Genomic DNA, 15,955 nt, shown 5'->3' with positions numbered 1-15,955 from the left:
TTATTATGAGTTTTACTGTTGTTATTCCCGCTCGCTATGCATCGCAACGTTTACCGGGCAAGCCTCTAGCCGATATCGCCGGTAAAACCATGATCGAACGGGTTTACCGCTCTGCCGAAAAAAGTGATGCTAAGAATGTTTATGTTGCTACCGATGACGAGCGTGTTTTCAAAACTGTCAAGGATTTTGGCGGTAATTGTTTGATGACATCGGCCGACCACCCGTCGGGCACCGACCGTTTGCAAGAGGTGGCAAGCCTGCTGTCTCTCGATAGTGATGATATTGTTGTTAATGTACAAGGTGATGAGCCTCTTATCCCTGCCGTGGTCATCAACCAAGTTGCCGAAAACTTACAACAGTTCTCACAAGCGCAAGCAGCGACACTTAGTGAAGCTATTGTCGATATAGAAAAGGTATTTAATCCTAATGCGGTAAAAGTGGTTACTGATGAGCAAGGCTACGCCCTATATTTTTCGCGTGCCAGTATTCCCTGGGTGCGGGATAACTATGATAGTGACTCACCGTCGTTACCTAGTGCAAGCCTGGCACAGCTGCACATTGGTATTTACGCTTACCGCGTAAGTTTACTAAATCAATTTGTGACGTGGCCCAGCAGTGCTTTGGAGCAAAACGAGAGACTTGAGCAACTACGAATATTAAGTAACGGCTGTAAAATTCATGTAGCCAAGGCCTGTCAACCGGTTCCTGGTGGTGTTGATACTCCTGAGGACTTAGTTAAAGTGCAAAAAATATTTTCTAAAAGAGGTTAATACATTGTCATCGTCAAAAAAAACTAGCGTGTTATTTGTCTGTTTAGGAAATATTTGTCGTTCGCCCACAGCTGATGGCGTTTTTCAGAAACTTGTAAATGAGGCTGGCTTAACAGAGAGTATTGAAGTGGATTCTGCTGGCACTTCTAGTTGGCATATTGGTTCCCCTCCTGATCGTCGCACTATCCAAGCGGCAAAGACTCGTAATTATTCGCTTGATCATTTACGCGGTCGTCAAGTAATGACTGAAGACTTTGCAGCCTTTGATTATATATTGGCAATGGACGCAGACAACTTACATGAGTTAGAGACTTTAAAGCCGGTAAATTATCAAGGCCATTTAGGATTGTTTTTAGATTTTTCCACACAACAAACTTACCGAGAAGTGCCTGATCCTTATCATGGCGGAGAAAGTGGATTCAATCTTGTGTTAGATCTAGTTGAGGATGCCTGCCACGGTTTATTAACGCATATCAGTAAAAAATGAAGCTAGAACATCAAAAAAATATACAGATGCTGAATACCTTACGTATTCCCTCCGTTGCTAATGCCTATGTGAATTGCCGCAGTCTGCTGGAAATTCGGCAAGCTATTGCTTGGGCGTGTGATCATGATAAAAAGGTTTATGTGCTTGGTGGAGGATCCAATGTTATTCCGTTACAGCATATTCAAGGTCTTGTACTTCAGCCTAAACTCAAAGGTATCGAAGTTTTTGTTCACAACAACGATGAGGTCTTAGTTAAAGCCGGGGCTGGAGAAAATTGGCATAGCATTGTTTGTTACTGTGTCGAGCGTGGATACCACGGTGTTGAAAATTTGGCGCTTATTCCTGGCGATATGGGCGCGGCTCCGATTCAAAATATTGGTGCTTATGGTGCAGAACTAAAAGACGTTTTTTGGCAATTGGAAGCGTTAAATATACAAACTCAACAACTGGAGGTTTTTGATTTTGCCGACTGTGATTTTGGTTATCGCGATAGTGTTTTTAAAAATGCTAAACGCGATCAGTATATTATTACCAGTGTTACCTTAAAACTTTCGACGAAGGCAAAACCAAACCTTTCATATCCTGCATTAGCTTCTCATCTGCGTGAGCGGGGAATCGATAATGTTGATGCTAAAGATATTCTGAATGCCGTCATTCATATTCGTCGTTCTAAATTGCCTGATCCACGGTTGGTTCCTAATGCTGGGAGCTTCTTTAAAAACCCTGTGGTAAGTGTGCAGCAGTATCAAACTTTACTAGCAAGCTTTCCCGATATTCCTGCTTATGAGGTCAGTTTAACTCAAAAGAAACTTGCCGCTGCATGGTTGATAGAACAAACTGGTTGGAAAGGGAAACCTTTGGATAAGGTACTTGTTCATAAAGACCATGCTTTGGTATTAACCAATCCGTCTTGCGAAATTGCGGATAAAGTACTCGGCTTGGCGGACGCTATTGCGCGAGATGTACGCGCAAAATTTGATATTAGCTTGGAGCTTGAGCCAAGGCTAATAGGGGAGTTATAGAGTGTAGGGTATGGATCAGTCTGACCTGTTTGCCCAAGAAGGCAGTAATAATAAACTATCACTACAAGGTTTTGGGGAGCTGGATTATTTTCCCAAGTGGCTCACCCGGGAACAAGCCGACGATTACTTTAATTGCCTATATAGCGAATTGGAGTGGCTGCAACCGAAAACGACTGTCTACGGTAAAACGCGTGCTATTCCTCGCAAGCAAGTTTGGTTTGGAGAGAGCGAAGCGCATATGCTTTACTCCGGTAAAATTTTTTCACCCACTCCCTGGCATCCTTTGTTGTTAACAATAAAACAGAGCATTGAGCAACAATACAACCTTCGCTTTAATAGTGTATTGGTAAATTTATACCGTGACGGACAGGACAGTGTGGGGTGGCATGCAGATGACGAACTTGAATTAGGTGTCGATCCTGTCATTGCTTCTCTCAGCCTTGGTTGTGAGCGCGTATTTAGCCTGAAACCAAAATCGGCAAAGCTGGCTAATGCTAAATGTAGTCCTATTCATTTAAGCCTATACAACGGTGATCTGTTGATTATGAGAGGAAAAACACAAACATTTTGGCATCACGCTATTTTAAAAGATCAAAACATAGTTTCTCCTAGAATAAATTTAACCTACCGTTTAATTGTTAGCCCGGTTAGGAATAATACCTAATGGAGCTATTACTCATAGGGCTTCTATGAGTAATCTAGCGCCTCGATAACTAACGGTTTTCTCGTTTACTGCACGTAGCCAATCAAAATGTTTTACTTTTGCAATCTTACCACACGCACTTCTCATTAAAATATCGTATCGCTGTCGATCAAAAATAGCCTAAGCAATAAAAAAAGTTCACTTGGCTATGATCCGGTAAACACTAATAGCAACAAGCATTAAAAAAAATGCAGGAGAAATTGGCAAACATACTGTTTATAAGATATTTGTTAATAATGTTTATTAGCTTGTTGCCAATAAATATTAATAAAGCACAGATGTTTAATATTGATTTTTTCTATACATAGAGCTAATTGCTAGAAACTGTTCAGATAAATGCAACAGTTATGAAGTTGCCTCAAGGTTTTAATAGGGCAATTTATTGTTATTCAGCTCTGTATTACTTGATCATGCAGTTGAGTAATACTTCATTGTATGACAAATATTTTATTTCTATAGCAGAGAATGAGGTATATAATGAATTTATCCCGTCGTTCGTTTTTATCAAGCTCTGGCCATTTGGTTTTCACTTCGTTAGCGGCAACGTCCATTTCTTTTTCTGCTTTGTTGACAGGATGCCAGGCCGATTTTTACAGAATTCGTTTTCGGAATTGGTCTCGTGAAATTGATGTCTCTAATGTTCTCGCGTCCAAGCCCCATGATGCAGATAGTTTACTCCAAGTAATAAATGGTGCACTTGAAGAAAATCTAAAAATTCGCCCATTTGGCCAAATGCATAACTGGTCTCCTATCGCAATTAATAACTTTGCTACTAGCGCTGACGAGTTTTTATTAGTAGACATGTCTTTGTTTGATCAACTTGCTATGCTGCAAGAATCTCCTAACTACGGTGTAGTAAAAGTGGGGGTAGGTGTATTGGCCGAGGATTTATATCGCTTTCTCGATAAACAAAAAACAGCGCAGGGCTCTATAACCGGTTATGCCTTTAGTAATACGCCTGCTCCTGGTGATATTACAGTCGGGGGCATGATGGCCATCGGAGGACATGGTACTGGCGTTGACTACCAAGGTTCTTTAGAAAGTGCGAGCTTTAATGGCTGCATCAGTAATATGATTTTGTCGCTGACGGCTGTCGTTTGGGATGCAAATACTCGCAAGTATACGCTTCGTGAGTTTAAGCGCGATGATCGAGAAACTGCCGCATTTCTTGTACACATTGGGCGAGCCTTTATTGTCGACTACACTTTGCAGGTTGTGCCAAATTACTCTTTACGCTGTTTAAGCTTTACGGATATTAGCTGGCGCAAACTGTTTGCCCCTAATGCGGGTGATAGTGAATTTACCGTGACCAACTTATTAAATAAATACGGACGTATAGAGACTATATGGTTTCCCTACACCGAGACACCTTGGCTTAAAGTTTGGCAAAATATTCCTGAAAAACCACAGCCTTCATTGGCAACATCTGGGCCTTACAATTATCCATTTTCTGACTCAATTCCAGAAATTGCCTCTGACCTAATTGCTTTATTACTCAATGCGTTTCCTGAAAAAATTAAAGGTTTTAGTAAATTTCAACTGCACGTTATTAAATTGGGCCTCGGAGGTAATCTAACTAAAGATAGCTTAAGTCGGGCGATGGTCTCGGAAGGTATTGATATGGAGTCTTATCATTTGCATAACACGCCAACATCCGAGCAAAGCGCCGCGGATATTTGGGGGCCTGCCTATCACACCCTGTTATATGTGAGAAAACAAACCTTGAGAGTCACAGCTAACGGTTATGCGGTGATAGTACCACGAAGCCGTGTGCAGGAAGTGCTGAACCGTTTTTCCAACAAATATATATCTTTACTGGAAGAATATAACTCTCGAGGGCTGTACCCTATACTTGGGCCGGTAGAGTACCGTTTCACCGGATTAGATGGTGTGAAAGATCTGCATGTGAGTGATGCTAAACCTCCAGCTTTATCGCCCGTTGTGCCGGAAAAGTATGAGATACCTGAGAATTTAACTGGTGGAGAAAGTGATGATATTGCGATTTGGTTGGACTTGTTAACAATTCCAGGTGCAAGCGGGCAGAATGAGTTTTATCGGGATATGGAGGCTTGGTTGTATGACAATTATCCTGCCGCACAAAATAGAGTGGAATGGTCGAAGGGTTGGGCCTATAGCGAACAAGGGGCATGGCAAGACCGAGAACGCTTGCGACGCACTATTCCTGCAAGTTTCGCCAACGGCGATATGAGCTTTGACGAAGTCAAGGCAATTCTAAATAAATATGACCCTGAACGGAATTTCTCAACCGACCTAGTTGGCGTTTTATTCTCCTAACTAAAAAATGAATCACCTTGATTATGCTCCAGGGGCGGCGTCAGTCTAGGTATTTGATTGCGGGCAGAGTAGGGCGACGTTAGATGCCTCTTACTATGGCGAAAAAATGCTGGTATAATCCGCCCGCTTTTCGCCAAAGAGCGTCCATTTCAAGCGAATTTCTAGGGCTCACAGAGCTTTCCTAGTGTCCTAATATGCGACGTTGTACAATTAAAACAGTACAGCTGAAATTAGTACGAAACTAGTACATTCGAAATAGTACATTCGAAATACTACAGTTGCATATAGCGATCCAATTATACTGCCAATTAACAACGGAGTTAGCGCATGGGATATCAACATATCCAAGTTCCTACTGACGGTGAGAAAATCACTGTAAATGATGACCTTTCAATCAACGTACCTAATCGACCCATTGTTCCCTACATAGAAGGTGACGGTATTGGCGTTGATATTTCTCCAGTAATGATCAAAGTAATAGATGCGGCTGTCGAGAAAGCATTCGGCGGTGAGAAGAGCATTGCTTGGATGGAAGTTTTTTGTGGTGAAAAAGCCGCGTCGACTTACGATGGAGAGTGGTTTCCTGCTGAAACTTTAGAAGCTATCAAAGAATATGTTGTTGCCATCAAAGGCCCTCTAACTACGCCTGTTGGCGGTGGTTTTCGCTCTCTCAACGTAGCCTTGCGCCAGGAAATGGATCTCTATGTTTGTCAGCGTCCTGTGCGTTGGTTCAATGGTGTGCCAAGTCCTGTTAAAGAGCCCAATTTGGTCGATATGGTGATCTTCCGTGAAAACTCTGAAGATATCTATGCAGGTATTGAATACAAAGAGGGTACGCCAGAAGTTAAGAAACTCATCGACTTCTTACGTAATGAAATGGGCGCAACTAAGATCCGTTTCCCTGAGACAAGTGGTATTGGTGTTAAGCCTGTGTCAAAAGAGGGGACTCAGCGTCTTGTTCGCAAAGCGATTCAATACACGATCGATCAAGATTTACCTTCTGTAACTCTAGTTCACAAAGGTAATATCATGAAGTTTACCGAAGGTGCTTTCGCTGATTGGGGCTATGAGTTAGCCAAATCTGAGTTCGGTGCTGAGCCGATTGATGGTGGTCCATGGTGTTCATTCAAAAACCCTAAGACAGGCAAAGAGATTGTTGTTAAAGATGTTATCGCTGATGCGATGTTACAGCAAATCTTGTTGCGACCAGCGGAATATAGCGTTATCGCTACCTTGAACCTCAATGGTGACTACTTGTCAGATGCTCTTGCTGCTCAAGTTGGTGGTATTGGTATTGCTCCTGGTGCGAATTTGTCAGACAGTGTTGCGCTATTTGAAGCGACTCACGGTACTGCACCTAAATATGCCGGCCAAGACAAAGTTAATCCTGGATCATTGATTCTCTCCGCCGAAATGATGTTACGTCACTTGGGTTGGAATCAAGCTGCTGATCTAGTGATCAAGGGTGTTGAAGGAGCGATAGGTGCAAAAACAGTAACGTATGACTTTGAGCGTTTAATGGACGGTGCCCAACTGAAATCCTGTTCAGAGTTTGGCGAAGAAGTTATTAAGCACATGTAAACAATTAGATGTGTGCGTTATAAAAAAGCCCAGTTTTCACTGGGCTTTTTTGTTTAACCTATTTCTGCTGGTTTTTTAATCACAAGCCTCAACTTACCATCTTTATATTTGCTGTCTTTCTTTTCGCTGCCTTATGTTCGACTTTTGTCAAAACTGCAGGTAATCATGACCTTATTGCAGATTGTCAACGAAGTAGATCAACTTAAATTAGTCTGTTAAGTGCCGGTTTCTAGGCTAACTCGCTAGTTTCAGCCTGATTATTATCGGGGTTCGAGTTTTTTTCGGCTTGCTCAGGTTTTATATGATTGGCATGAAGCCCTTTGTCACCTTCCTCTATTTCAAATGTTACACTCTGACCTGCCTTGAGTGTTCTATAGCCATCCATTTCAATGGATGAGTAGTGAGCAAACAAGTCATCGCCACCATCTTCAGGTAAAATAAACCCAAATCCTTTGGCATTGTTGAACCACTTAACTGTTCCCCTGGACATACTAATTCCCCTTTTTTTACGAAACTGCCACCTTTATAATAAGTAAATAGGTGTGGTATTGGAGGGTTAAATATTTTATTGTTTTGTCATATATTGCAATGAAATAATTTGGCACTTTGTATACAATAATGGCGCGCTTGTCAAGTTTTGTGGCTTTTTTCATCCGTCACGGCTTTGTGTGCCAGTATTTAGTTTTGAATGCCTTACTGCACTTTTGGTTTGTAAAAGACACAAATATAGAACGTTTTTATAAGGTTAAAAGAATCCATGGGTAATCTTGAAAAACTTCAGCTAACATTAAGTAAAGAGGGCGATTCAGACTCGCTCACTGGTGATGATGGCGGGGTTGCGGTACAAGAGGAAAAGCCTAAACTCAAGCGTCCACCACTGTATAAAGTTGTTTTGCTTAATGACGATTATACTCCTATGGAGTTTGTTGTTGATGTGTTACAGCGTTTTTTCTCAATGGGCAAAGAAAATGCAACACGCGTGATGTTAACAGTGCACACTGAAGGCAAAGGGGTCTGCGGGATATTTTCGCGAGATATTGCTGAAACTAAAGCAGCACAAGTGAATCAATATTCAAAGGAAAACGAACATCCCTTGATGTGCGAAATCGAAGCTTCGGATGATAGCGATCCAGATTGAAGCCTAAAAATTAACAAAAAACTTGAATCTAGGCGTAATTCACAATGTTGAGTAAAGAATTAGAATCAACACTAAATACAGCATTTAAAAGTGCTAGATCAAAGCGTCACGAATTTATGACGGTTGAGCACTTGCTGCTTGCGTTAGTGGACAATGACTCTGCAGCAGGCGTTTTGCGGGCATGTGGTGCTGATTTAAGCCTTCTTAGGCAAGATCTTTCGGAGTTTGTTGATTCCACAACACCACTCATTCCAGAAGATGATGAAGAGAGAGAAACGCAGCCAACTCTGGGGTTTCAGCGCGTTCTCCAGCGAGCAGTATTCCATGTGCAGTCATCGGGTAAAAATGAAGTTACCGGTGCAAACGTGCTAGTCGCTATTTTTAGTGAGCAGGAAAGCCAGGCAGTTTATTACTTGAAAAAACAGAGTGTTGCACGTATTGACGTGGTCAATTATATCACTCACGGTATTTCCAAGGTGTCTGGTTCCGGCGGCCATAGCGAACAACCTGAGCATCACGAGGATGAAGGCGTAGGATCTGGTGATGGCTCACAGCAAAATCCGCTAGACTCATATGCGACAAATTTGAATGAGATGGCTGTATTAGGCCGTATCGATCCTTTGATAGGTAGAGATATGGAGCTTGAACGTTTAACACAGGTATTGGCCCGTCGCCGTAAAAATAATCCTCTTCTTGTTGGCGAGAGTGGTGTGGGTAAAACGGCTATTGCCGAAGGCTTAGCGAAAAAAATCGTCGATGGCGATGTGCCTGAGGTGCTGGCTCAGAGTACCGTATACTCCCTTGATATGGGGTCACTGCTGGCGGGTACTAAGTATCGCGGTGATTTCGAGAAACGCTTCAAGGGCTTGCTTGCTGAGTTAAAGAGACGAGATCACGCCGTATTATTTATTGATGAAATTCATACTATCATCGGTGCAGGCGCTGCTTCTGGTGGGGTTATGGATGCCTCCAACCTCCTCAAGCCTCTGCTGACTTCCGGCGACCTGCGTTGCATCGGCTCTACCACATTCCAAGAGTATCGCGGGATTTTTGATAAAGATCGCGCTCTTTCTCGTCGTTTCCAGAAAATTGATGTGGATGAGCCAAATGTAGAGGATACCTTCAAGATACTGAAAGGTTTGAAGTCCCAATTTGAGGCACATCATAACCTTAAGTATACAGATAAAGCCCTGAAAGCTGCTTCTGAACTTGCCAGCAAATATATCAGTGATCGTTTTATGCCTGACAAGGCCATCGATGTAATTGACGAGGCAGGAGCCTTCCAGCAACTGCAGACTGAGAGTAAGCGCAAAAAGCAAATTGGTGTGCGTGATATTGAAGAAATCGTCGCTAAAATTGCGCGAGTTCCAGCGAAAACAGTTTCTTCTTCTGACAAAGAACAGTTGGCCAAGCTTGACGACGTACTCAATATGACGGTATTTGGTCAAGAGACAGCCATCGGTGCTATTTCTTCCGCTATCAAATTATCTCGCGCTGGCTTGACTAATCACGACAAGCCTATCGGTTCGTTCCTGTTCTCTGGTCCTACTGGGGTGGGTAAAACTGAGCTGTGCCGGCAGTTGGCCATGGCGATGGGCGTCGAATTAATTCGTTTTGATATGTCGGAATATATGGAGCGTCATACTGTATCTCGTTTGATTGGTGCGCCTCCCGGTTACGTGGGCTTTGATCAGGGCGGATTGCTGACCGAAGCAGTTACTAAGCAGCCTCATTGCGTTCTTCTGTTGGACGAGATTGAGAAAGCTCATCCTGATGTGTTTAACTTGCTACTACAAGTTATGGATCATGGCTCGTTAACAGATAACAATGGTCGCTCGGCTGATTTCCGTAATGTCATTTTAATTATGACGACTAATGCCGGTGCCGAATCTATGAGTCGTGCTTCTATTGGCTTTACTAAGCAGGATCACAGCACCGATGGTATGGAGGTGATTAAGCGCACCTTTACACCAGAGTTCCGTAATCGTCTCGATAGTATTGTTCAGTTTGGAGCTTTGTCGGTAGATGTTATTAAAACAGTTGTCGATAAGTTTCTTACCGAACTTCAATCTCAGCTGGATGATAAGAAGATCACAATGGAAATCACCGATGAAGCGAGAGACTGGCTAGTGGAAAATGGCTATGACGAGAAAATGGGTGCTCGCCCAATGGCTCGCATTATCCAGGATCGCATTAAAAAGCCACTTGCAGAAATGGTGCTATTCGGAGATCTGTCTGATAAAGGCGGCACGGTAATAATAGATGTTAAAGACAATAACATCGCACTCAGGCCAGAACTAGAAGCGGTTTAAACCGCTTCTCATTTCATATTTTATCTTGCGCGGTAGGTAATTCTGCCTTTGCTTAGGTCGTAAGGTGTCATTTCAACCTTTACTTTGTCACCGGTAAGGATGCGAATATAGTTTTTACGCATCTTGCCAGATATATGGGCCGTAACTACGTGTCCATTTTCTAGCTTTACACGAAAAGTTGTATTGGGAAGTGTATCGATAACTTCACCTTCCATCTCAAAATTGTCTTCTTTTGCCATTCGGGCAGTAACCTCGACCTCAAAAATATACTTAGATTTAGAAAGGCGGCAATTTTGCCTTAATTATGACGTAAAGCCAAGAACTTGCGCGAAATTCTGGCCATAGTCGCTTAACTAATGTGCTAATACCTATGATTTGTAGTCTTTCACGACGACCCAGCGATTTTCGATGAGCACTTGAAAGGGACGGTATTCAACTTTGTAGCTCATCTTCTTACATTTGCTAATCCAATATCCTAAGTAGACAAAAGGGAGCTTCAACTCCTTTGCCCACTGTGTCTGAAACAAGATATTAAAAACGCCGAGGCTACGCTTGGTTTCGTTTGGATCGAAAAACGCATAAATAGCAGAGATTCCATTGTCCAGCAGGTCACATACAGAAACCGCAATTAGACGATTTTCTATTCGAAACTCAAGATAGCGAGTGATGCCCCATTCACTGGTTAAAAAGTCACGGTATTGCTGAACCGAAGGAGGGTACATATCTCCGTCGGCATGACGCTGTTCTATATAGTTGGCGTAGAGCTGGTAGTGTTCTTCGGTATCGATATTGTCTACGATAAGGGTTTGTACATCCCGGTTCGCTTTGATACAGCGCTTCTGAGAGCGGCTCATTTTGAACTCCTCTACAGGAATTCGGATAGGAACACAGGCGCGACAGTCCTGACACTTAGGACGATATACATGATGCCCACTGCGGCGAAATCCTAGCTCGGATAATTGGCTAAAAATATCACCGTTCATATCTGCGTCGGGATCGATAAATATTGTTGTGGCGTCCTTCCCAGGCAGATATGAGCATGGATGAGGCTTGGTTGCATAAAGCTTAAGTTCAGAGAGATCTGTCAATGCAATGCACCTTTAGAAGGGTTATTGGTCAAGCAATGTTCGTCGTTGATGTTAGTTGCCATGTGTGTTCGCTTGGTTCTGAGACTGCGATTTTCAACAGTGATTCAAATTCTTCACGAGGCACTTCCTGCGCACCCAAAGAGGCAAGATACTCAGTATGAATCTGACAGTCGACGAGTTTATAGTCCCATTTTTGTAGTGTGTGAACTAGGTGAATAAACGCAACTTTTGACGCGCCAGAGACAAGACTAAACATGGATTCGCCGAAAAACGCCTTGCCCATAGCTAAACCGTATAACCCGCCTACTAAACGATCACCTTGCCAGGCCTCAATAGAGTGGGCATAACCTAGCTTATGCAGATCGAGATAAGCTTGTCGCATTTCGTCTGTTATCCAGGTGCCGTCCTGTTCTGGTCGTTCAATTGATGCGCAGTGCTCAATTACCCGGGCAAAAACGGTATCTGTTGTAATTGAAAATAGTTGCTTATTGAGAAGTTTTCGAGCAGATCGGCCTACATGAAGCTTATTTGGCTCAAGAATCATACGAGGGGAGGGGGACCACCAAAGAATCGGTTGTTCGTCACTGTACCACGGAAATATTCCTTTGCTGTAGCCTCTTAGCAGTCTCTCGGGCGACAAGTCGCCCCCAACGGCGAGTAAGCCGTTGGGTTCATCCAATGCATTTGACGTGTCCGGAAAATCATATTCAACTCCAAGCCAGCCCAATTGATGCATAGGTATTTGTTTATCCCAAGGTTATCGAGGTATTTTTAGCTATCGAGATACTTTTCAGCATCCAGTGCGGCCATACAGCCTGAGCCTGCTGAAGTGACGGCTTGTCTATATATATGATCCGCCACATCACCTGCGGCAAATACACCTGGAGCGCTGGTTGAGGTGGCTCCACCTTCGATACCACTTTTGACAATAATATAACCGTTATTCATTTCTAACTGGCCTTCAAATATATCGGTATTAGGTTTGTGGCCGATGGCAATGAATACACCAGTTAATTCAATTTCTTGTGTTGAATCATCTTGTGTGGATTTTAAACGCACGCCGCTAACGCCAGTATCGTCGCCTAGCACTTCGTCCAAAGTATGATTCCAGACAATGGTAATATTGCCATTTTTCTCTTTATCATACAGACGATCTTGTAGAATTTTCTCGGCGCGAAGGCTATCTCGACGATGAACTAACACTACTTCTTTACATATATTGGCTAAGTAAAGCGCTTCTTCAACTGCAGTGTTACCACCGCCCACTACAACAACTTTTTGATCTCTGTAGAAAAAACCATCGCAAGTGGCACATGCGCTAACCCCTTTACCCATGAAGCCTTCTTCAGAAGGAAGACCTAGATATTGTGCAGAAGCGCCTGTTGCAATAATTAATGCATCACAAGTGTAAGTTTCATTACCCTTTAAGGTATAAGGCTTTTGCTTGAGATCTACTTCGTGGATATGGTCAAAAATAACCTCAGTATCAAAGCGCTCAGCATGTTGTTGCATTTGCACCATAAGATCAGGGCCTTGCAAGTCGGCAACACCACCAGGCCAGTTTTCAACCTCAGTTGTGGTTGTAAGTTGTCCGCCTTGTTGCATTCCTGTGATAACTACAGGCTTTAAGTTGGCTCGGGCAGCGTAAATTGCGGCAGTGTATCCAGCTGGGCCGGAGCCGAGGATAATTAGTTGGTGGTGCTTGTTATCACTCATAGTGTGTGTATTTCCTAAATTAATTCAGAGGATTTCAATATTGATCGAATGATAATTTATTCATCATTATTAAGCTATTTAAAGCGTTCTATTCAGATGATAAATAATAGCTAATTTGGCCAGTTTTGTTGACTTTAAATATACTATTCATTGTGGATGAATTGCTCCGAGTAATCAGACGCGATTGCTCTTGCAATATTTTGTATGCTACCTGTAAACAGTTTGAAAAATTAACAAAGCAAACAGTATGGATTATTTTATGTAAGTGTATTGCGAGTGTATCTAGTTACTTGTGGTGAAAGGGGGCTTGAAAGGCACCTTGTTTATTGAAGCAATGCCGCCGTGACTATATGTAATTAGTGTGAACAGTCCCTACAACTTCTATGGCACTGAATGCGTTCAGTGAGGCCAAAACTGGGGTAAAATATACGGGCTTTTGGCCTGCCTTCATTGGTAGGAAATGTAAATTGAGTGAATATTGGCGATAAATGGCTAAAAAATCAGCAAAAGAAGTGGAAGTAATTGAGGAAGCGCAGGGTGCGGTGGTGCGTATTTTACGTGAGGGGTTGTTAATTGCGCTGATTGCGTTATGCGTATATCTCGCCCTAGCACTTATTAGCTACAGTGCCAATGATCCCGGTTGGTCGAAAACTGGCACAGGTGGCCCAATTCAGAATGCTGGCGGTCCGGCAGGTGCTTGGTTGGCAGACGTGTTTTTCTCCATGTTCGGTAATTTGGCTTTTCTGTTTCCCATCATGTTGGCTTATCAAGTTTGGTTGCAATTGCGTCATAAAAGCGGAATTAATTTCGATCCATTAATGCTACTGCTTAAATTTATTGGTTTCTTACTGGTGATGTTATCGGCAACAGGTATCGCAGTAATGCAATATGGGCAAAGTAGCAACTCCCTGCCTTTTTCTTCTGGTGGCTATCTAGGGTTGACCACGGCCTCTGCGGTAGATGCATCGTTTGGTTACGTGGGCGGCAGCCTTATGTTGAGTGCCATGCTGCTGTTTGGACTCACAGTATTTGTTGAGATTTCCTGGTTTGGAGTGATGGACTCCATCGGGGCTGGCATTCTATGGTTTATTAATCACATTAAGCAAAGATTCATGATGTGGCGTGCAGGCTTGCAAGAAAGAAAGCAAATTAAGCAAGCGGTTCAGGAGCGGCGCGAAGCAGTGAAAGAAGAAAGTATTCGTCTTGAGGCCAGAATACCACCAACCATTAAGCCGGTGAAAAAGAAACCGGATGTTAGTGTTAGAGTGCAAAAAGAGAAACAACAGAAGTTGTTTGATGATCAGCCGGTGGTGGGTGAACTACCGCAAGTGAGTTTACTAGAGCCTGCCGATAAGCAAAGCAACAAAGGATATTCTGAAGAATCTCTGGAAGCTATGTCTCGTCTGTTAGAACTTAAGTTAAAAGACTTTGGGGTTATTGCTGAGGTAGTTGCGGTGCTGCCGGGCCCTGTGGTTACCCGGTTTGAAACCCAGCCAGCGCCGGGGGTTAAGGTGAGTAAAATCAGTAACCTGGCAAAAGATTTAGCCCGTTCCCTGGCGGTTAATAGCGTACGTGTGGTGGAAGTTATCCAGGGTAAATCTGTTATTGGTATTGAAATCCCCAATGAACACCGAGAAATTGTTCGTTTAAGTGAGGTGATCTCTTCAGATATATACGACAAGGCTAAATCGCCTCTAACTTTAGCGCTGGGGCACGATATTTCAGGCGAACCAGTGATTGCGGATCTGGCGAAAATGCCCCATTTATTGGTGGCGGGTACCACCGGATCAGGTAAATCTGTGGGGGTCAACTCCATGCTGGTAAGTATGCTGTATAAATCTACACCAGAAGAAGTGCGCATGATTTTGGTGGATCCTAAAATGCTTGAACTATCAGTGTATGATGGTATCCCACATCTTCTTACCCCCGTTATCACTGACATGAAAGATGCTGCCACAGGGCTGCGTTGGTGCGTGGGGGAAATGGAGCGCCGCTATAAATTGATGGCTGCTCTCGGTGTGCGTAACTTGGCTGGCTTTAACAAAAAGATTAAAGATGCCCGCAAAGGGGGAGAACCTATATTAGACCCCCTCTGGACACCAGAAGATGAGGGTGTTATCGAGATGGAAAACGCACAGCCTCCTGAGCTGGATACTTTGCCATTTATTGTTGTGGTGATTGATGAATTCGCTGACATGATGATGATTGTCGGTAAGAAGGTTGAACAGCTGATCGCCCGGATCGCGCAAAAAGCAAGGGCGGCAGGTATTCACCTGGTGTTGGCCACACAGCGTCCGTCAGTAGATGTCATTACTGGTTTGATCAAAGCCAACGTGCCCACCCGCATGGCTTTCCAGGTCTCTTCTAAAATTGACTCGCGCACCATTCTCGACCAAGGCGGCGCAGAGCAGTTACTGGGGCATGGTGACATGCTTTACTTGGCGCCAGGCACTGCGGTTACCACGCGTGTTCACGGTGCCTTTATTGACGATCACGAAGTGCACAATGTTGTTGCCGATTGGAAAAAACGGGGAGAGCCTGACTACCTTGAAGACATTTTCAGTGAGAGTGTTCAGTCCATCCCTGTGCCCGGTTACAGCGGCGATGAAGGCGAAGGTGGTGGCGATAGTGATGACGAATCAGATCCTCTTTATGATGAGGCGGTGGCTTTCGTCACTGAATCGCGCAAGGCTAGTATCTCTTCTGTTCAGCGTAAACTAAGAATCGGTTACAACCGCGCAGCGCGTTTGATTGAGCAAATGGAAACTTCCGGTGTGGTTACAGCGATGGCAAGCAATGGCAGTCGTGAAGTTATTGCCCCTCCCGCACCTAAGCACTAAGTG

14 protein-coding genes are annotated in these 15,955 nt (G+C 43.5%); 9 read left to right on the top strand and 5 right to left on the bottom strand.

Annotated elements, in window-relative coordinates; all coding sequences use genetic code 11:
• Positions 1–5 precede the first annotated feature (5 nt).
• The 6 genes from kdsB to icd all read left to right on the top strand — a co-directional run bounded on the left by kdsB (position 6) and on the right by icd (position 6,858).
• A complete protein-coding gene (gene kdsB / locus BVC89_RS17090) occupies positions 6–770 on the top strand; it encodes a 3-deoxy-manno-octulosonate cytidylyltransferase (protein WP_086932355.1) in 765 nt (254 codons plus the stop codon).
• 4 nt (positions 771–774) lie between these two features.
• The gene (locus BVC89_RS17085) at positions 775–1,257 is read left to right on the top strand and encodes a low molecular weight protein-tyrosine-phosphatase (RefSeq protein WP_086932354.1); all 483 of its coding nucleotides are present in this window, start codon (positions 775–777) and stop codon (positions 1,255–1,257) included.
• Positions 1,254–2,279, top strand: coding sequence for a UDP-N-acetylmuramate dehydrogenase (gene murB / locus BVC89_RS17080; RefSeq protein WP_086932353.1), 1,026 nt, complete (start codon positions 1,254–1,256; stop codon positions 2,277–2,279). Before BVC89_RS17085 ends, murB begins: the two co-directional genes overlap by 4 nt.
• Before the next feature lie 10 nt (positions 2,280–2,289).
• Complete coding sequence (locus tag BVC89_RS17075; RefSeq protein ID WP_086932352.1) at positions 2,290–2,943, top strand: alpha-ketoglutarate-dependent dioxygenase AlkB family protein; 654 nt, start codon at positions 2,290–2,292, stop codon at positions 2,941–2,943.
• A 516-nt stretch (positions 2,944–3,459) separates the two neighbouring features.
• Complete coding sequence (locus tag BVC89_RS17070; protein WP_158657997.1) at positions 3,460–5,277, top strand: cholesterol oxidase substrate-binding domain-containing protein; 1,818 nt, start codon at positions 3,460–3,462, stop codon at positions 5,275–5,277.
• Between the two features lie 327 nt (positions 5,278–5,604).
• Positions 5,605–6,858 carry an NADP-dependent isocitrate dehydrogenase gene (gene icd / locus BVC89_RS17065; protein ID WP_086932350.1) on the top strand — a complete coding sequence of 418 codons (1,254 nt, stop codon included), beginning with the start codon at positions 5,605–5,607 and terminating at the stop codon, positions 6,856–6,858.
• Between the two features lie 229 nt (positions 6,859–7,087).
• Here the strand turns inward: icd and cspD are convergent, their stop codons facing one another.
• A complete protein-coding gene (gene cspD / locus BVC89_RS17060; RefSeq protein ID WP_086932349.1) occupies positions 7,088–7,348 on the bottom strand; it encodes a cold shock domain-containing protein CspD in 261 nt (86 codons plus the stop codon).
• Between the two features lie 267 nt (positions 7,349–7,615).
• Between cspD and clpS the strand changes: the two genes are divergently transcribed.
• Together clpS and clpA are read left to right on the top strand one after the other, a co-directional pair.
• On the top strand, positions 7,616–7,996 hold the full coding sequence (clpS, locus tag BVC89_RS17055) for an ATP-dependent Clp protease adapter ClpS (RefSeq protein WP_086932348.1): 381 nt from the start codon (positions 7,616–7,618) through the stop codon (positions 7,994–7,996).
• A 44-nt stretch (positions 7,997–8,040) separates the two neighbouring features.
• A complete protein-coding gene (clpA, locus tag BVC89_RS17050) occupies positions 8,041–10,308 on the top strand; it encodes an ATP-dependent Clp protease ATP-binding subunit ClpA (protein ID WP_086932347.1) in 2,268 nt (755 codons plus the stop codon).
• Between the two features lie 20 nt (positions 10,309–10,328).
• On the opposite strand, the gene infA is transcribed toward clpA, so the two are convergent.
• The 4 genes from infA to trxB form a co-directional block, all read right to left on the bottom strand.
• On the bottom strand, positions 10,329–10,547 hold the full coding sequence (gene infA, locus BVC89_RS17045) for a translation initiation factor IF-1 (protein WP_086932346.1): 219 nt from the start codon (positions 10,545–10,547) through the stop codon (positions 10,329–10,331).
• Positions 10,548–10,676: 129 nt separating this feature from the next.
• Positions 10,677–11,396: an arginyltransferase gene (locus tag BVC89_RS17040; protein ID WP_086932345.1), complete on the bottom strand. Its 720-nt coding sequence runs from the start codon at positions 11,394–11,396 to the stop codon at positions 10,677–10,679.
• 28 nt (positions 11,397–11,424) lie between these two features.
• Positions 11,425–12,132: a leucyl/phenylalanyl-tRNA--protein transferase gene (aat, locus tag BVC89_RS17035; RefSeq protein WP_086932344.1), complete on the bottom strand. Its 708-nt coding sequence runs from the start codon at positions 12,130–12,132 to the stop codon at positions 11,425–11,427.
• Positions 12,133–12,167: 35 nt separating this feature from the next.
• Positions 12,168–13,112, bottom strand: a complete 945-nt coding sequence (trxB, locus tag BVC89_RS17030; protein WP_086932343.1) for a thioredoxin-disulfide reductase — start codon at positions 13,110–13,112, stop codon at positions 12,168–12,170.
• A gap of 488 nt (positions 13,113–13,600) precedes the next feature.
• Between trxB and BVC89_RS17025 the strand changes: the two genes are divergently transcribed.
• Positions 13,601–15,952: a DNA translocase FtsK gene (locus tag BVC89_RS17025; protein ID WP_086932342.1), complete on the top strand. Its 2,352-nt coding sequence runs from the start codon at positions 13,601–13,603 to the stop codon at positions 15,950–15,952.
• The last annotated feature ends 3 nt before the right edge of the window (positions 15,953–15,955 follow it).

It is taken from the genome of Agarilytica rhodophyticola (assembly GCF_002157225.2).
Classification (GTDB): Bacteria; Pseudomonadota; Gammaproteobacteria; order Pseudomonadales; family Cellvibrionaceae; genus Agarilytica; species Agarilytica rhodophyticola.
This window is presented reverse-complemented; position numbering and strand designations above follow the sequence as displayed.

Excerpts from the sequence above, each read along its gene's own strand:
- icd (WP_086932350.1), top strand. The coding sequence starts at position 5,605 with ATGGGATATCAACATATCCAAGTTCCTACTGACGGTGAGAAAATCACT.
- clpA (WP_086932347.1), top strand. The coding sequence starts at position 8,041 with ATGTTGAGTAAAGAATTAGAATCAACACTAAATACAGCATTTAAAAGT.
- murB (WP_086932353.1), top strand. The coding sequence starts at position 1,254 with ATGAAGCTAGAACATCAAAAAAATATACAGATGCTGAATACCTTACGT.
- infA (WP_086932346.1), bottom strand. The coding sequence starts at position 10,547 with ATGGCAAAAGAAGACAATTTTGAGATGGAAGGTGAAGTTATCGATACA.
- clpS (WP_086932348.1), top strand. The coding sequence starts at position 7,616 with ATGGGTAATCTTGAAAAACTTCAGCTAACATTAAGTAAAGAGGGCGAT.
- trxB (WP_086932343.1), bottom strand. The coding sequence starts at position 13,112 with ATGAGTGATAACAAGCACCACCAACTAATTATCCTCGGCTCCGGCCCA.
- BVC89_RS17025 (WP_086932342.1), top strand. The coding sequence starts at position 13,601 with ATGGCTAAAAAATCAGCAAAAGAAGTGGAAGTAATTGAGGAAGCGCAG.
- cspD (WP_086932349.1), bottom strand. The coding sequence starts at position 7,348 with ATGTCCAGGGGAACAGTTAAGTGGTTCAACAATGCCAAAGGATTTGGG.
- BVC89_RS17075 (WP_086932352.1), top strand. The coding sequence starts at position 2,290 with ATGGATCAGTCTGACCTGTTTGCCCAAGAAGGCAGTAATAATAAACTA.
- aat (WP_086932344.1), bottom strand. The coding sequence starts at position 12,132 with ATGCATCAATTGGGCTGGCTTGGAGTTGAATATGATTTTCCGGACACG.
- BVC89_RS17070 (WP_158657997.1), top strand. The coding sequence starts at position 3,460 with ATGAATTTATCCCGTCGTTCGTTTTTATCAAGCTCTGGCCATTTGGTT.
- kdsB (WP_086932355.1), top strand. The coding sequence starts at position 6 with ATGAGTTTTACTGTTGTTATTCCCGCTCGCTATGCATCGCAACGTTTA.